Raw genomic sequence first — 15,375 nt, forward strand, 5'->3', positions numbered from 1 at the left:
CATCGATTCACCCCACGAAAGGAAACAACCGCATGAAGCTCCAGTTCGCCATGGACACGCTGTCCACCGAATCCGCCCTCGCGCTCGCCGCGGCGGCCGCACCGCACGTCGACATCCTCGAGCTCGGGACCCCGCTCATCAAGAGCGAGGGACTCTCGGCGATCACGGCCGTCAAGCAGGCCCACCCCGACAAGATCGTGTTCGCCGACCTGAAGACGATGGATGCCGGCGAGCTCGAGGCCGAGATCGCCTTCGCCGCGGGCGCCGACCTCGTGACCGTGCTCGGCACCGCCGGGGACAGCACCATCGCGGGCGCCGTCAAGGCCGCCAAGAAGCACGGCAAGGGCATCGTCGTCGACCTCATCGGCGTCGCCGACAAGCCCGCCCGCGCCAAGCAGGTCGTGGCCCTCGGCGCCGAGTTCGTCGAGATGCACGCGGGCCTCGACGAGCAGGCCGAAGACGGCTTCACGTTCGCGACGCTGCTGCGCGACGGCGAGGCATCCGGTGTCCCGTTCTCGGTGGCCGGCGGCGTGACCGCCGCCAGCATCGGGTCGGTGCGCGACTCGGGCGCTCGCATCGCGGTCGCCGGCAGCGCGATCTACAGCGCCGAGAACGTCGGCGAGGCCGCCGCGCAGCTCCGCGCCGCCATCGGCTGAGACCCGCACACCGAACAGGCCGCGAGCGTTCGCTCGCGGCCTGTTCTGCATTCCGCATGTCTCACGCGAGCGGGAGCGCCGAGCCCATCGCGCGAGCCGTGCCCAAACCCCCGCCGTGGCCGGTGAGCCCGCCGTCGACGGCGATCTCCGCCCCGGTGACGAACGACGCCGCCGGGGAGAGCAGATGGGCGACGACCTCGGCCACCTCGCGCGGTCTGCCGGTGCGTCCGAGCGGCGTCGAGTCGTTGCTCGCCTCACGGAACGCGACCGGGGCGCTCGCCGTCATCGGCGTCTCGATGTATCCGGGGCTCACGAGATTGACCCGGATGCCGCGTGTCCCGAGTTCCATCGCCGCGGTCTTCGTGATGCCCCGCAGCGCCCATTTGCTCGCGCCGTAGGCGACGCCGTAATGGGCGGTCGAGCCGGCGGCGGAACCGATGTTCACGATGGAACCGCCTCGCCGCATCAGGGGCGCGAGCGCCTGGATCCCGAATGCCGGCCCGGCCGCGTTGACGGCGAACGCCGCTTCGAAGTCCGTCGATTCGACATCGTGCAGTCGCGCGCGAGTGGTGATGCCGGCGGCGTTGACGAGCCCGTCGAGCGAGTGCCCTGATGCGCCGAGGTCTTCGGCCAGCGCCCGCCACGCGGAGGGATCGGCGACATCGAGCACGACACGCTCGATCTCGCCGACCGCCGTCACCTCCGCATCCTCCCAGCGCAGATCGCCCGCGATGACCGTGGCCCCCGCCTCGGCCAGCACCGACGCCGTCGCAGCACCGATTCCGGAGGCTGCCCCGGTGACGACGTAGCGTCGATTCCCGTGGTCCGTCATGACGACCTCTTCCTTTCCGGATCCTGCACGGGAATGGGCCACGAGGCGACGCTCGCGGCCCATTCACGGTGTGCGATCGTCAGTCGACGATGCCGAGGTCCCGGACATCCTGGATGTCGCCCTCATCGGTCCAGCTCGTGCCGTCGAAGCGGCTCAGCTGGTACTGGAAGACGACACGACCGTGCGCACTCGCGTCGAGCGTGATGCCGTCGCGGAGCATCGGGTTCTCGGTCGAATCGAACGAGTCCCAAGCTGTCAACAGGCCCTCGCTGTCGTACGACTCGGCCCGCGAGAGCGCATCGATCAGCGCCGCCCCGAGGCCGTAGCCCTCGAGGGCGAGCGCGTTCGACACATCCGCATCGTGACCTGAGGCCTCCATGTCGGCGGTGTACTGGGCGATGACCTCGTCGTCGGCGTACCGGGGGTCGGACGGGTCCTTGAAGAACTCGAACGAGTACGCGTCCTTGACCGCTTCGGGCCCCGCGAGGTTGATCACGGTGTGGAAGTCGGACACGGTCGACGACAGCAGGACCGTCGGCTTCCAGCCGATCTGCTGCATGTACGCGAGCGTCGACCCGCCCGTGGGCGCACCGATGTTGAAGATCACGGTATCGACGCCGGCCGCCTGGAACTGGCTGATCTGGGCACTGAGGTCGGCCGTGCCGGGTGCGACCGCCGCCACCTGCGCGGGCACGATGCCCTGCTCGGCGAGCCCGGCGAGGTGGCTCTCGGTGAGGTCGTTGTTGAAGCCGATGTACCCGACGACGGCGTCTGGCTTGTTCTCGGTCAGCCACTTGCCCTGCAGCTGTGCCTCCCACGAGACATCCGGCCAGAAGGCCCGCTGCATCGGGAACGCCTCGACATCGCTGAGCGGCGAGTTGCCGGCCATCGAGACGCCCATCACGTTCTTCTGGCCGAGGTACTCGCGACCTGCGATCGAGATGCCGCCGAAGTTCACGACGGCGATAGCGCCGTCCTGCTCGACGAACTTCCGTTCGTTCTCGACGAGACGAGACGGGTCGTAGGCGTCGTCCGCCGTGACGAGGGTGATCTCGTGACCGTCGACGCCGCCGGCCTCGTTGGCCGCTGCGATCGCGGCCTCGAGCCCGGAGAGTCCCGGCGCGACGGAGCCGAGCGGGCCGCTCTGGGGCCAACTCGCTCCGATCACGATCGGGGCGTCGTCGGCGACTGCGCTGTCGCCGGCGGCCGCGCGCGGGGTGCATCCGGCGAGGGCGAGCATCGCGACTGCGGCGACCGCGATCGTGGCGACCCTGCCACGGATTCGTTTCTGCTGGTTCATCGGGGTTCCTCTCGGTCGGGTGTGGTCTCTGGCATCGGGGATGCCGTGGGTGCGGTTCGCGGCGACCGCCGCGCTCGGCTCCGGCGTCGCATCCAGATCGCGAGACGGCGGATGCCGCCGGCGATGCCGTTCGGGGCGACGATCACGCAGACGCCGAGCACGACGGCGAAGACGAGTTGCGCGAGATAGGCGGATGCCTCCCCCGGGATGACGGAGCTCGTGATCGACGGCAGATAGACGACGAGCGCCGCGCCCAGGATCGCGCCGACCCAGGAGCGACTGCCGCCCACGACCGAGGCGACGAGGATCGTGATCGAGAAGATCAGCGGGTACGACTCGGGCACGACGAGCCCGAGCACGAACGCGAAGATCGCGCCGCCGAACGCCGCGATCATCGAACTGATGACGAAGAGCTGGAGCTTGACGAGGTGCGTGTCGACTCCGCTTGACACGGCGAGGATGCGGCCGGCCCGGATCAGCGACAGCGCACGACCGGTTCGCCGGCCCACGAGTCGGTTCAGGAACGCGATCGTGGCGAGGAGCAGCGCGAGCACGACGAGGTAGAGCCACTGCGCATCCGTCAATGCCTCGGTCGGCGAAGGGAGCGCCGGCGCGCTCAGCGTGACGCCGGCCTGCCCCCCGGTGAAGTCCGAGAAGCGGTACAGCAGCACCGGGAACAGCGCCGCGATGACGATCGTGAGCAGCCCGAGGTTGAAGCCGCCCATGCGCGTCGCGGGGAGGCCGATCACGAGCCCGACCACGCCTCCCACCGCGATCGCCACGAGCAGGGCTGCCCACGCGGGCATCTCGATGAAGCGCATCGACATCATCGCGGCATAGCCGCCGATGCCGAAGATCGCGCCCTGGCCGAGGCTCACCTGCCCCGAGAACCCGGTGAGCAGGTTCAGGCTCGCGACGCCGATCGCCACGGCCGCGACCCGGCTGAGGTTGAACAGGTCGTAGTCGCTCACGACGAAGGGCACGACCGCTGCCAGGAGCGCGGCGACGACCCCGAGCCAGAACGAGACCCGTGCAGCGGCAGGTCGGACCGGGGGCCCACCGTTCGGAGCCGACGGCGGTCGAACGGCCTCGCGGTGGTCGGATCGGTTCGGAACGGCGATCTGGGCGCTCATGCTCGCACCACGCTTTCTCGGCCGAAGAGCCCGGCAGGTTTGACGAGGATCACCGCGATGACGGCCGCGAACGCGAAGACCACGTTGAGATCGCCGCCGAGGCCGGGGATGTACCGTCCGCCGATCGCGGTCAGCAGGCCGATGAGCAGGCCGCCGACCACGACGCCGACCCGGCTGCTGATACCGCCGATGTTGGCCGCAGCGAGTGCCATCAGGAGCGGCACCGTCATCATCGCGGGCGAGAGACCGGCGGTCGGAGCGGCGACGATGCCGGCCACGGCGCCGACGGCGCACGCGGCGGCCCATCCGGCCGAGAGCCAGAGGCCCGACCGCAGGCCGAGGTAGGCGGCTGATCGCGGGTTCTGCGCGACGGCCCGCAGGCGCAGCCCGAATGTCGTCCTTGTGAAGACGACGGCCATGACGAGCATCGTCGCGCCGACCAGCGCGACGCCGCCGAGCTGCTGGCTGGTGAGCCGCAGCCCACCGAAGTTCGCGACCCAGGTGCCGAACGGGCTCGGGAACGCGCGTGGATCCGTGCCCCACACCATGCTGACGATCGCGTTGAGGCCGAGCAGCAGCGTGACGCCGAGCGTCATCAGCGAGTCCTCCCGGTGCGGGGGCACGAATCTCACGACGCCGTGGTAGATGACGGCTCCGAGCACCGCGGAGGCGACGATCGCGATCGCGATCGCCGGCCAGATCGGGATGCCGGCCTGCGTGCACGCCCAGGCGATGTAGGCGGCGACGACGGCGAGTTCGCCCTGCGACAGATTCAGCATGCCGGTGCCTTGGAACACCACGCCGAGTGCGAGTGCGAGTGCGGCGTAGACGACGCCGGTCATCAGTCCGTCGAGCACGATCTGGAGGAACTCGGTCATCGGGTCTCCTTCGTTCGGGCGTCGGCATGAGATAGGTCGAACTCGCTCGCACCGAGGTAGTCGGCGTGCACGGCGTCGACGGTGGCGAGATCACCCGACGGCCCGTCGTGCACCACGCGACCCCTCGACAGCAGCACTGCGCGGTCGGCGATCGTCAGGGAGAGCTTCGCGTTCTGCTCGGCGAGCAGCACGGTCAGCGCCCACTCGTCGCGGAGGCCCGTGAACCGGTCGAACAGGTCGCGAGCGGTCAGCGGCGCGAGACCGAGCGAGGGTTCGTCGACGAGCAGCAGGCGGGGGCGTCCGAGCAGCGCCCGGGCGACGGCGAGCATCTGCGCCTGTCCGCCCGACAGCGCACCGGCCTGCCGTCGCCGGAACTCCCGCAGCACGGGGAAGGTCTCGTACACGAGTTCCAGGTCGGCGTCGGTCTCGCGGCGCGAACGAGCACGCGTGCGACTGACGGCGCCCAGACGGAGGTTCTCCTCGACGGTGAAGTCGGCGAACGTGCCTCGCCCCTCGGGCACATGTCCGATGCCGAGATGTGCGATGGCCGCCGTGGAACGGCCCGACAGGTCCACCCCGTCGAACCGGCACGAACCGGAGGTGTCGACCGCACGGCAGATCGCCCGGAGGAGCGTCGACTTGCCGGCCCCGTTCGCCCCGAGCAGGGCGACGATGCTCCCTTCCTCGACGTTCAGGTCGACGCCGTGCAGCACCTCCACGCGTCCGTACCGGGCCCGGAGGTTCTGGATCTCGAGCAGGCTCATGCGACGACCTCCGCATCCGCACCGAGGTATGCGGCGATCACGGCCGGATTCTCCCGGACCGCTCGGGGCTCGCCGACAGCGAGGAGCTTGCCCGCGTCGAGCACCGCGATCCAGGACGCGGTGCGCATGACGAGCGCGACATCATGTTCGACGAGCAGGCTCGTCATTCCCGTCGCCTGACCCTGCTCGCGCACGAGTTCGATGAGTTCGTCGGATTCCGTCCCGCTGAGACCGGCCGCGGGTTCGTCGAGCATGAGGATCCGCGGCTGTGCCGCCAGAGCCCTCGCGATCTCCACCCGACGCCGATCCGCGTGCGCGAGCGCGCCCGCAGGGCGGTCCGCGAGCGAGGCGAGGCCCACCGCGGTGAGGTGGTGCCAGGCGACATCGCGGGCTTCCCGTTCCTCACGGCGGGCCCGCGGCGTGCCGATCAGCACCCCGGTGAAGCCGGTCGTGGTCCATGCGTGGGTCCCGACGAGCACGTTGGCGAACACGTCTTCGTCATCGAGCAGGGTCGGCGTCTGGAAGGTCCTCGCGATCCCGGCGCTCGCGCGCTGATGAGCGCGCAGGTGCCTGATCGGCGACCCGGCCAGTTCGATCTCGCCCTCGTGCCGATAGATGCCGCTGATGCAGTTGAACAGCGTGGTCTTGCCGGCGCCGTTCGGTCCGATGACGGCGGTGACCCCACCCTGCGGCACGTCGAACGAGATGCCGTCGAGTGCGCGAACGCCCCGGAACGAGATGCCGACCTCGTTCAGGCGGACGATCGGAGCCGGAACGGCCTGCGTCTCGCGCGCTGCTGCCGCGCTCATGCGAGCCGCACCCGCATGGGCATGGTCTTCCAGGCGCGGAGCGTGTTGTTGAGGTGGCGAACGGGCTCGGCCGTGAGCTCGATCGATTCGACCCGTCGCGCGAGCGCGGTGACCAGCGAAACGGCTTCGAGCCTGGCTACGTGCTGCCCGACGCACTGGTGGATGCCCATGCCGAATCCGACGTGGCCCGAGGGATCGCGCGAGAGGTCGAAACGCTGCGGATCGTTCCAATGCCTGGGGTCGGCGTTCGCGGAGCCCAGGAACATGAGGATCTTGCGGCGTTCGGGGATGCGCACCCCGCCGAGCTCGATCTCCCGGGTCGTCGTGCGGAAGAACGTCTGCACGGGGGCCTCGAGGCGGATCGCCTCGTCGAAGGCCACCCGGGCGAGCGCTGGCTCTTCGCGCAGCCTGGCCCACTGGTCGGGGTGCGTCGCGAACGCGTGCAGCACCGCGCCGATCGCGTGCACGGTGGTGTCGACGCCGGCCGAGAGCAGAGAGCGCACCACGAGCGGTGCCTGCTCGACGGTGAGGTCGCCGCGGTCGGCGGCCGCCCAGATCGCGTCGCCGAATCCGCCCGGGCTGATGTGATCGCGCGCGCACTGCTCGTTCACCCAGGCGGAGTGTTCCGCGATGCGGGGCGCGCCGTGCTCGACGAGGAAGTTCTCGGGTCCGAAGGTGTTGAAGAGGTGGTCGCCGTACGGCAGCAGGTGCTCGCGCCCCGCTTCAGGGATGCCGACCGCGTCGGGGAACACGCGCAGCGGGAACGCCTCTGCGAAGGACGCGACGGCGTCGAACTCGGTGCCGCGCGAGAGCACCTCGTCGACGAGCGTCTCGGCGTCGGCCTGCCAGCGGGGCGCCATGGTGCGGAGCTCGCGCGGTCCGAGGATCTTTGCGAGCACCGAGCGCGGCGCATTGTGGTGCGGCGGGTCGGCTTCGAGCAGCAGGCTCGGCGGGCGCCACGGCGTCTCGGCCCGGAAGTCGGTGATTCCGACGCCCGCCGAAGACTCGAAGCCCTGCCAGTCGAGCAGCGCCGACCGGACGGTGTCGTAGCGTCCCATGGCGTAGACGCCGTACCGCTCGAGCAGCACGACCTCGCCGGCCTCGCGGAGCCGGTGCTGGAACGGCAGCGGATCGGCGAGCACGGCCTCGCTGAACGGATCCTCATCGGTGGTCGGGATCAGGGTGGGTGCGGGGCTGATGATCGTCATCGATGGCTCTCTTCGTCGAGATGGGTGAATGCGGGGCGGCTCAGAGCGCGATCACCAAGCGGTCGCTCTTCGACCTGGACACGCAGGGGAAGAAACAGTTGCCTGCGGCGCGTTCGGCGTCGTCGAGGATCGCGTCACGGTGATCTGGGTCGCCGCCGACGACATCGGTCTCGCAGGTGCCGCAGACGCCGCGCGAGCAGGAGGTGAGCAGGTCGAAGCCGGCCTCGCGCAGCGCAGTGGCGACGGCGACGCCGGGTTCGACGGTGATGCTGCGACCGGTTCCGTCGACCTCCACCTCGAAAGCGGTGGTGCGTGCGGCGTCGCCGAGGTCGGATGCCTCGAACCGCTCGACCCTCGACCAGCCGGGCCGCCAGGCTGCGGTGGCCTCGACGACCGCGTCGATCAGCGACACCGGTCCGCAGGTGTAGACCTTGACGCCGGGGTCGAAGGCGCCGATCCAAGCCGCGACGTCGAGACGCCCGTTCTCGGACGTGTGCACCCGTACGCGCTCGCCGTGCTCGTCGCGCAGGTCGTCGGCGAAGGGCATCGACGTCAGCGACCGCCCGAGGTACAGCAGCTCCCATTCGGCGCCCATCTCGGCGGCGGCCCGCAGCATCGGCAGCATCGGCGTGATGCCGATTCCGCCGGCGATGAAGCGGTACCGCGGCGAGGGCGCGAGGCGGAAGTTGTTGCGCGGCCCTCCGACGTCCACGGCATCGCCCGCCTTGAGCACGTCGTGCACGAAGCGCGATCCGCCGCGGCCGCCCGGCTCGCGAAGCACCGCGATCTCGTAGTGGTAGGCGTCACGCGGGTCGCCGAGCAGCGAGTACTGCCGCGTGGTGCCGTCGGCCAGCACGAGGTCGATGTGAGATCCGGGCGTCCAATCGGGAAGGCGCTCGCCGTCGGCTCGGCGCAGGGTGAGGTGCACCACGCGATCGGTGACCATGCGGGTGGCCTCGATGATCACGGCGCCGGCCGCATCATCGTTCACGACCCGACGGTCCATCGCATCTTCGCGAACGGTCATCGCAGCGTCTCCTCGTCGTCTTCGACTGTGCTGCGATCACGCTAGGCGCGGCGACCCGGCCGTGGCCGCGTCTTCCATTTGAACGGGAAACCGGATGCCTCAGCCGCGCGCGCGAGGGGTCGGTCGCGTCTTCGCCAGATAGGCCATCGACTCGTCGGACGAGTGCACGAGCGCGCGGTAGCGCCCGCCCGGGCTCGCTTCGGGGTCGGACTGTGGGAGCGACGCGCGTCGCAGGTCGACCGCAATCGCGTCGGCGGTGCGCCGAAGCCGTTCGCGCAGCGGCTCCCACGGTGCGTCGTCGTTCGGCACGACGACGCCGAGGGCGGCGACGACCTCGCCCGCGGCACCGGTGATCGGCACCGCGAGTCCCCGCGCGTCGGCATGGACGTAGCCGTTGCCGAGGGCGAATCCGGTGGTGCGCACCTCGTGCAGGGTTCGCCGAAGCGCCGCAGGGTCGACGATCGTCCGGTCGGTGAATCGCTCGAGCGGGCCGGCGAGGACCGCGTCCTGTACCGCCGTGTCCGCGAACGCCACCAGCACGAGCCCGACGGCGGAGGCGTGCGCGGGCAGCCGCCCGCCCACGACCGTCACGTTGACGACCGCGTCACGGCTCGACAGGCGTTCGAGGAACACCGCGTCGCCGCCGTTCAGCACCCCGAGCTGCACGTGCTGGCCGACCTCGGCATGCAGGTCGACGAGGTGCGGGAGCGCGAGCTCGCGCAGCCCGAGCACGCCCGGCGTGCGCGAGGCCAGCTCCCAGAGCCGCACTCCGAGTCGGAACGTGCGATCGGGCAGCCGCTCGACGAGTTCGTTGCGTTCGAGGTCGGCGAGCAGGGCGTGCGTGGTCGACATCGGGACCCCGCTTCGTCGGGCGACCTCCGACGCCGTGAGGTACGGATGATCGACGCTGAACGCATCCAAGAGCTGGAGCTGCCTGCTCAGGCTCGATCGCCCCTCCGACCCGCGCGCCATGGGTCAGTCCGTCTGCGAACCCGCGACCCGGTCGAGCAGATCGAGCGTGAGCGCGTTGCCGGCGTCGACAGCGAGCCGATGGATCGGCAGCCCGCCGATCATGAGCACGGCCATCGGGTTGGTCAGCATGCCGGTCGTGCGCCCGCTCGGGTCGGCTTCGGTCACGGCAGCGATCAGGGCGGGGCCGACGGCTGGATGCTCCAGCCACTCGACCAGGGTCGAGTCGGCTGTCAGCGGCATCCGCAGGTCATCGCCGACGACGTCGATCTCGTGACGGAGCACGGCATCGCGCGAGGACCGCGCGGCGACGATCGTGTGGGCGCCGGAGTCGAGCGTCCAGCACGCAGCCGCCTCGTCCCAACGTTCGAGCGCGCGTCGCGGCACCTCGATGCGCACGCGCGTGGTCTGACCGGGTGCGACCGCCACGGCGGCGAACCCGACGAGGGCGCGCGGCGCGCGGCGCGCGGCGTGGTCGGGTGCCTCGACGTAGAGCTGCACGACCTCGCGGGCGGCGCGTTCGGAGACGTTGACGACCGTCACCTCGACGCTCCACCCGCTCGCGGACGGCGAGACCGCGAGATCCTCGAATCGTGTCTCGCCATACGACAGACCGTGGCCGAACGGGAACGCGACCTCGCCGCCGGTGCGATCGTGCCCGCGGTATCCGACGAAGATGCCCTCGCCGTACGCGCTGTGCCCGCCCTCGCCGGGGAAGCTCAGGAAGCTGGGGGTGTCGGCGAGCTCGCGCGGCCACGTCTCGGCCAGACGCCCGCCGGGGTCGGCGTCGCCGACGAGGATCGACGCCAGTCCGAGCGACACGCCCTGCCCGGCGAGCCCGGTCGAGACGATCGCGTCGACGCTCGTGCGCCACGCCTCGGTGCGCACCGGCCCGCCCGAGATGACGACGACGACCGTGCTGCGCGCGGCCGCGGCGACCGCGGCGACGAGTTCGTTCTGGGCCTCGGGCAGGCCGAGATCGGCGCGGTCGTACCCCTCGCTCTCGGCCGACTCGGGCGAGCCGACGACGACGATCGCGACGTCCGCGGCCGCCGCGACGGAGACGGCCTGCTCGAGCAGCGCCGGATCCCGGGTGAGCCCGTCGTCCGCGTAGCCGGGCGCGTACTCGACGGTTCCGGCGTGCCTGGCGCCGACGGCGTCCACGATGGATCCGGCCGGCTGCTTCGGCTGCACGCCCGCGCTGCCGCCGCCCTGGAACCGCGGCGCGCTCGCGTACGCGCCGATGACCGCGACGCCTGCCGTCGGTGCGAGCGGCAGCACGCCGTGCTCGTTGCGAAGCAGCACCGTCGAGCGCTCGGCCGCCGTGATGGCGAGATCCGCGGCCGACGGAGCGGTCGTGCTCGACTCGCCGCGGTGGGTTCCGGATGCCGCGGCGCGGACGGCGAGGTCGGCGACGCGTCGTGCCGATCGGTGCACGACGTCGGCGTCGAGCGTTCCGGCGTCGACGGCCGCGACGACCTGCGCGTCGGACGCGCCCGAGGTCGACGGCATCTCGAGGTCGAGGCCTGCGCGCAGCGCGCGGACGCGGTCGTCGACGGCGCCCCAGTCCGAGACCACGACGCCGTCGAAGCCCCATTCCTCGCGCAGGATGCCGGTGAGCAGGCGTTCGTCCTCGGAGACGTAGGTGCCGTTCACCCGGTTGTACGAGGCCATGACGAGCCACGGCTTCGCCCGGGTCACGACCTCCTCGAACGCCCGGAGGTAGAGCTCGCGGAGCGCCCGCTCCGACACGTCGGCGCTCACGCGCATCCGATCGGTCTCCTGGTTGTTCGCCACGAAGTGCTTGACGCACGCGCCGACGCCCTCGCCCTGGACGCCCTCGACGAAGCCGACCGCGAGTTCGCCGGTGAGCAGCGGATCTTCGCTGTAGTACTCGAAGTTGCGGCCGCCGAGCGGCGAGCGCTTGAGGTTCATGCCGGGGCTCAGCAACACGTCTGCACCGGCTGCAGACGCCTCGCGGGCGATCGCGCCGGCGACCTGGCCGACGAGCGCCGGATCCCAGGTCGCCGCGAGCGCCGACGAGGTCGGGAAGCAGGTCGCCGGCACCTTGCCCGAGAAGTCGGGCAGGTTCATGGCGAGGCCGTTGGACCCGTCGGTCATGAGCACCGAGGGGATGCCCCGCTCGGGCAGCGCCTTCGTCGAGGCCATGTCGGCGCCCGACAGCAGCGAGGCGGCCTCCGAGAGCGTGAGCTCCCCGGTCGGCTCAGCCGGCGCGGCGGACGACGGCAGGCCGTTCACAGCACACCCGCTTCGATCATCTGGAGTCGCTCCTCGGGATTGTGGATGTTCCAGCGGCGCGGGCGAGCAGGGTCCTCAGCGGCGGAACGGTGCTCGAACGCGAACTCGTGGGTTCCCTCGCCGACGGTCGCGGCCGTTCCGAGCGCATCGGGCAGCACCACGTCGGCGGTGACTCCCGGGGGCACGACGACGCTCAGCGACATCCGCTCGCCGTCTCGTCGCCACGCGCTCGAAATGGTGCCGAACGCGCTGTCATGGCGTGCGGAGGCCCGCGTGAGCCCGCCGCCGGGACGCGGCGCGATGCGCACGCGCCGGTAGCCGGGCTCGATCGGCTCGAGTCCGCCGACGACGCGGTGCAGGAAGTCGGCGACCGCACCGAGCGCGTAGTGGTTGAACGAGGTCATCTCCCCCGGGTTCACGCTGCCGTCGGGCAGCAGGCTGTCCCAACGCTCCCAGACCGTCGTGGCCCCCATCGTCACGGCGTACAGCCACGACGGCGCCTCGGTCTGCATGAGCAGATGGTACGCGTCGTCGAGGTGCCCGGTCGCCGCGAGCGCATCGCAGACGATCGGGGTGCCGGTGAACCCGGTCTGGATCAGGTAGTCGCCCGCTGAGACGAGTTCGGCCAGCCGTGCTCCGGCGGCGGCGCGCTGCGAGTCGTCCTCGAGCAGGTCGAATGCGATCGCGATCGCCGTGGCCGTGACGGTGTCGCTCACGATACGTCCCGAGGGCGCGACGTAGTGGCGCCGGAAGGCGGTGACGGCGGCGTCGTGGATCGTCGCGAACCGCGCTTCCGCGGCCCGTTCCCCGAGCACCGCGGACGCCTCGCGCACGAGACGCGCGGAGTGCGCGAGGTACGCGGTGGCGACGAGGTACGGATCGGTCTTCGAGTCGCCGGGGCGCTCGGGCGGCGCCGCCGGGTCGAGCCAGTCGCCCAACTGGAACCCGCGGTTCCAGTGACCGGTGCCGTCGGTGAGCGCGAAGACCTGATCGACCCAGGCGCCCATGCTCTCGAACTGGTCGCGCAGCACGCCCACGTCGCCCGTTCGGCGGTACAGGGTCCACGGCACGATGACGGCCGCGTCGCCCCAGACCGCGGCCGGGTCGCTCGGGAACCCGCAGTCGATCCACGGCACGAAGTTCGGCACGCTGCCGAACTCGGCCTGCTCGGCGGCGAGGTCGCGCAGCCAGCTGCCGAGCACGCCCGAGGCGTCGTAGAGGTAGGAAGCCGTCGGCGCGAAGACCTGGATGTCGCCCGTCCAGCCGAGGCGCTCGTCGCGCTGCGGGCAGTCGGTGGGCAGGTCGACGAAGTTGTCGCGCATGCTCCACACGACGTTCTCGTGGAATCGGTCGAGCAGCGGGTGGTCGGTCTCGAACCATCCGGTGCGGCGCATGTCGGAGTGCACGACGAGGGCCTCGACGTCGTCGACGGCGAGCTCTGGCAGGCCGCTGATCTCGACGTAGCGGAACCCGTGGATCGTGAACCGCGGGGTCCAGGTCACCCGCTCGCCGTCGGCGAAGGTGTACTCGTCGACCGAGGTCGCCGTGCGCAGCGGCCGGGTGGCGAGCGCGCCGTCCTCGAGCACCTCGGCGTGGCGGATGCGCACGGTGGTGCCGGCCTCCGCGGCCGCCGTGATGCGCACCTTGCCGGCGATGTTCTGGCCGACGTCGAGCAGCAGCGTGCCGTCGGCCGATCGGCTCACGAGCGAGGGCCGAAGGATCTCGACGACGCGCACCGGCGGCCCGCCGGCCGCTTCGAGCGTCGCGCCGAACTCTGCCCGCGGAATGCGGGTCGCGTCACGCCAGTCGGTGTCGTCGAAGCCCACCGTCGACCATCCGGTCGACTCGCGGCGCGCGTCGTGGCGCTCGCCCTCGTAGAGGCCGGTCGCGATGACCGCGCTCTCGGCGGTGCGCCACTCGAGCGGAACGACCCGCCTGCCCGATTCGTCGTGGATCTCGAGCTGCATCAGCACCGCGACATCCGTGCCGTATTCGTCCCACAGGCCCCCGTTGAACCCGATGCGCCCGCGGTACCAGCCGTCGGCCAGGTGCACGCCGATCGTGTTGCGGCCGGCGACCATCTGCGGGGTCACGTCGAGCGTGCGATAGCGCAGCCGGTGCCGGTACGAGCTCCAGCCGGGCGCGAGCAGCTCGTCGGTGGGCGCCTGGCCGTTCACCTCGAGGTCGTACACGCCGTGCGCGGTCGCGTAGAGGCGAGCCGAGCGGATGTCGCCGGCGACCGTGAACTCGGCGCGGAGCAGGTGCGCGGGCCGGGGCCCGTCGTGCGGCGCAGCGGTCGAGGGCGAGACCCAGTCGACCTGCCAGTCGGCCGGATCGAGCAGCCCGGCCTCGACGCGGAGCGGCTCGCTCCACGGACCGAAATCGGGCTCGCCCTCGACGAGCGCACGCACCCGCACGCGCACCGCGTCGCGCGAGCGCAGCCGGGCGAACGGCCAGGGCCGGAACAGCACGTCGTCACTGTCGACGCGCACGAGCTCGGTGCGGCCGTCACGGTCGACGGCCTCCGCCTCGTAGGCGATCTGGGTACCGCCGGCGAGCCGCCAGCTGAGCCGTGGCGCAGCGGTGCCGACGCCGAGCGGATCTGCGAGGTGCTCGACGCGGAGGTCGAGGATGTTCACCCCTTCACCGCCCCGGCGGTCATGCCCTTCATGACCCGCTGGTTCAGGAACAGGTAGATGATGAGCGTGCCGAACACGTTGACGCAGACGGCCGCGAAGGTCGGGCCGTACTGCACCTGGCCGAACTGCCCGGTGAAGTTCAACAGGCCGACCTGGATGGTGCGCAGGTCGTCGCGGTTGGTGAACGTCAGCGCGATGAGCAGGTCGTTCCAGATGAAGAAGAACTGCACGAGCGCGACCGTGAAGATCGCATTCTTGACCATCGGGAACCCGATGGACCAGAACTGGCGGTAGATGCTCGCGCCGTCGAGCGTCGCCGCCTCGAAGATCTCGCGCGGCACCGCGCGGAAGAACGTGGCCATCATGAACACGGTCAGCGGAAGGCCGATCGCGGTGTAGGTGATGATGAGCGGCCAGAGTGTGCCGGTCAGTCCCGTCTGGAAGTAGATCGTGAACAGCGGCAGCAGAATCATTTGCCCGGGCACCATGATGCCGGCCAGGAACAGCAGCAGCACGGTGCCGCGGCCCTTCCAGACCATGACCTCGAGCGCGAAGCCGGCCGCGACGCCGAAGATGATCGTCAGCGCGAGCGCCGGCACGGTGGCGAGGATGCTGTTCTTGATGTAGATGCCGAGGTTGCCGGTCGTGAATGCCTCGACGTAGTTGTCGAGGTTCGTCCAGTCCTCGGGCAACGCCCAGGTCGGGTTGTTGAGGAACTCGTTCTGGGTCTTGAACGAGCCGGTGAGGAGCCAGAAGAGCGGGTAGACGACGGCCACCAGCAGGAGGGTCACGACGACCCAGCCGGGAATGCGGCGTACCCAGCGCATCGGGCTGCGCCGTTGCGGTTCCGTCGGGCGGATCGAGGGGCGGGCGACGGTCTCGAGTGCAGTGTGGGACACGG

13 protein-coding genes are annotated in these 15,375 nt (G+C 70.8%); 1 reads left to right on the top strand and 12 read right to left on the bottom strand.

Annotated features, from left to right (window positions below; genetic code table 11):
- The first annotated feature begins 32 nt into the window (after positions 1–32).
- Positions 33–656 carry a 3-hexulose-6-phosphate synthase gene (gene hxlA, locus GQQ92_RS04655; RefSeq protein WP_156998005.1) on the top strand — a complete coding sequence of 208 codons (624 nt, stop codon included), beginning with the start codon at positions 33–35 and terminating at the stop codon, positions 654–656.
- A gap of 61 nt (positions 657–717) precedes the next feature.
- On the opposite strand, the gene GQQ92_RS04660 is transcribed toward hxlA, so the two are convergent.
- The 12 genes from GQQ92_RS04660 to GQQ92_RS04715 form a co-directional block, all read right to left on the bottom strand.
- Positions 718–1,488, bottom strand: coding sequence for an SDR family NAD(P)-dependent oxidoreductase (locus GQQ92_RS04660; protein ID WP_156998006.1), 771 nt, complete (start codon positions 1,486–1,488; stop codon positions 718–720).
- A 79-nt stretch (positions 1,489–1,567) separates the two neighbouring features.
- The gene (locus GQQ92_RS04665; RefSeq protein WP_156998007.1) at positions 1,568–2,788 is read right to left on the bottom strand and encodes an ABC transporter substrate-binding protein; all 1,221 of its coding nucleotides are present in this window, start codon (positions 2,786–2,788) and stop codon (positions 1,568–1,570) included.
- Complete coding sequence (locus GQQ92_RS04670) at positions 2,785–3,921, bottom strand: branched-chain amino acid ABC transporter permease (RefSeq protein ID WP_156998008.1); 1,137 nt, start codon at positions 3,919–3,921, stop codon at positions 2,785–2,787. The genes GQQ92_RS04665 and GQQ92_RS04670 overlap by 4 nt, the downstream gene beginning before the upstream one ends.
- Entirely contained in the window at positions 3,918–4,799 is an 882-nt protein-coding gene (locus tag GQQ92_RS04675) for a branched-chain amino acid ABC transporter permease (RefSeq protein WP_156998009.1), read from the bottom strand. Before GQQ92_RS04675 ends, GQQ92_RS04670 begins: the two co-directional genes overlap by 4 nt.
- A complete protein-coding gene (locus tag GQQ92_RS04680) occupies positions 4,796–5,563 on the bottom strand; it encodes an ABC transporter ATP-binding protein (protein WP_156998010.1) in 768 nt (255 codons plus the stop codon). The genes GQQ92_RS04675 and GQQ92_RS04680 overlap by 4 nt, the downstream gene beginning before the upstream one ends.
- Complete coding sequence (locus GQQ92_RS04685) at positions 5,560–6,372, bottom strand: ABC transporter ATP-binding protein (RefSeq protein WP_156998173.1); 813 nt, start codon at positions 6,370–6,372, stop codon at positions 5,560–5,562. The genes GQQ92_RS04680 and GQQ92_RS04685 overlap by 4 nt, the downstream gene beginning before the upstream one ends.
- Positions 6,369–7,580, bottom strand: coding sequence for a cytochrome P450 (locus GQQ92_RS04690; RefSeq protein WP_156998011.1), 1,212 nt, complete (start codon positions 7,578–7,580; stop codon positions 6,369–6,371). Before GQQ92_RS04690 ends, GQQ92_RS04685 begins: the two co-directional genes overlap by 4 nt.
- A 40-nt stretch (positions 7,581–7,620) precedes the next feature.
- Positions 7,621–8,607 carry a PDR/VanB family oxidoreductase gene (locus tag GQQ92_RS04695; protein WP_197738065.1) on the bottom strand — a complete coding sequence of 329 codons (987 nt, stop codon included), beginning with the start codon at positions 8,605–8,607 and terminating at the stop codon, positions 7,621–7,623.
- Positions 8,608–8,706: 99 nt separating this feature from the next.
- Positions 8,707–9,579 carry an IclR family transcriptional regulator gene (locus GQQ92_RS04700; protein WP_156998012.1) on the bottom strand — a complete coding sequence of 291 codons (873 nt, stop codon included), beginning with the start codon at positions 9,577–9,579 and terminating at the stop codon, positions 8,707–8,709.
- Positions 9,580–9,582: 3 nt separating this feature from the next.
- Positions 9,583–11,835 (bottom strand): glycoside hydrolase family 3 protein, encoded by a 2,253-nt coding sequence (locus GQQ92_RS04705; protein WP_197738066.1) that lies wholly within the window; start codon positions 11,833–11,835, stop codon positions 9,583–9,585.
- Complete coding sequence (locus GQQ92_RS04710) at positions 11,832–14,474, bottom strand: glycoside hydrolase family 78 protein (protein ID WP_156998013.1); 2,643 nt, start codon at positions 14,472–14,474, stop codon at positions 11,832–11,834. The genes GQQ92_RS04705 and GQQ92_RS04710 overlap by 4 nt, the downstream gene beginning before the upstream one ends.
- Positions 14,471–15,373 carry a carbohydrate ABC transporter permease gene (locus GQQ92_RS04715; RefSeq protein ID WP_232057488.1) on the bottom strand — a complete coding sequence of 301 codons (903 nt, stop codon included), beginning with the start codon at positions 15,371–15,373 and terminating at the stop codon, positions 14,471–14,473. The genes GQQ92_RS04710 and GQQ92_RS04715 overlap by 4 nt, the downstream gene beginning before the upstream one ends.
- Between the last annotated feature and the right edge of the window lie 2 nt (positions 15,374–15,375).

This window comes from Agromyces terreus, from assembly GCF_009749465.1.
In the GTDB taxonomy this organism is placed as follows: Bacteria; Actinomycetota; Actinomycetes; order Actinomycetales; family Microbacteriaceae; genus Agromyces; species Agromyces terreus.

What these genes read in the sequence shown, in the direction of transcription:
- GQQ92_RS04695 (WP_197738065.1), bottom strand. Translation starts at nt 8,607, where the DNA reads ATGACCGTTCGCGAAGATGCGATGGACCGTCGGGTCGTGAACGATGAT.
- GQQ92_RS04700 (WP_156998012.1), bottom strand. Translation starts at nt 9,579, where the DNA reads ATGGCGCGCGGGTCGGAGGGGCGATCGAGCCTGAGCAGGCAGCTCCAG.
- GQQ92_RS04660 (WP_156998006.1), bottom strand. Translation starts at nt 1,488, where the DNA reads ATGACGGACCACGGGAATCGACGCTACGTCGTCACCGGGGCAGCCTCC.
- GQQ92_RS04670 (WP_156998008.1), bottom strand. Translation starts at nt 3,921, where the DNA reads ATGAGCGCCCAGATCGCCGTTCCGAACCGATCCGACCACCGCGAGGCC.
- GQQ92_RS04690 (WP_156998011.1), bottom strand. Translation starts at nt 7,580, where the DNA reads ATGACGATCATCAGCCCCGCACCCACCCTGATCCCGACCACCGATGAG.
- GQQ92_RS04675 (WP_156998009.1), bottom strand. Translation starts at nt 4,799, where the DNA reads ATGACCGAGTTCCTCCAGATCGTGCTCGACGGACTGATGACCGGCGTC.
- hxlA (WP_156998005.1), top strand. Translation starts at nt 33, where the DNA reads ATGAAGCTCCAGTTCGCCATGGACACGCTGTCCACCGAATCCGCCCTC.
- GQQ92_RS04665 (WP_156998007.1), bottom strand. Translation starts at nt 2,788, where the DNA reads ATGAACCAGCAGAAACGAATCCGTGGCAGGGTCGCCACGATCGCGGTC.
- GQQ92_RS04680 (WP_156998010.1), bottom strand. Translation starts at nt 5,563, where the DNA reads ATGAGCCTGCTCGAGATCCAGAACCTCCGGGCCCGGTACGGACGCGTG.
- GQQ92_RS04685 (WP_156998173.1), bottom strand. Translation starts at nt 6,372, where the DNA reads ATGAGCGCGGCAGCAGCGCGCGAGACGCAGGCCGTTCCGGCTCCGATC.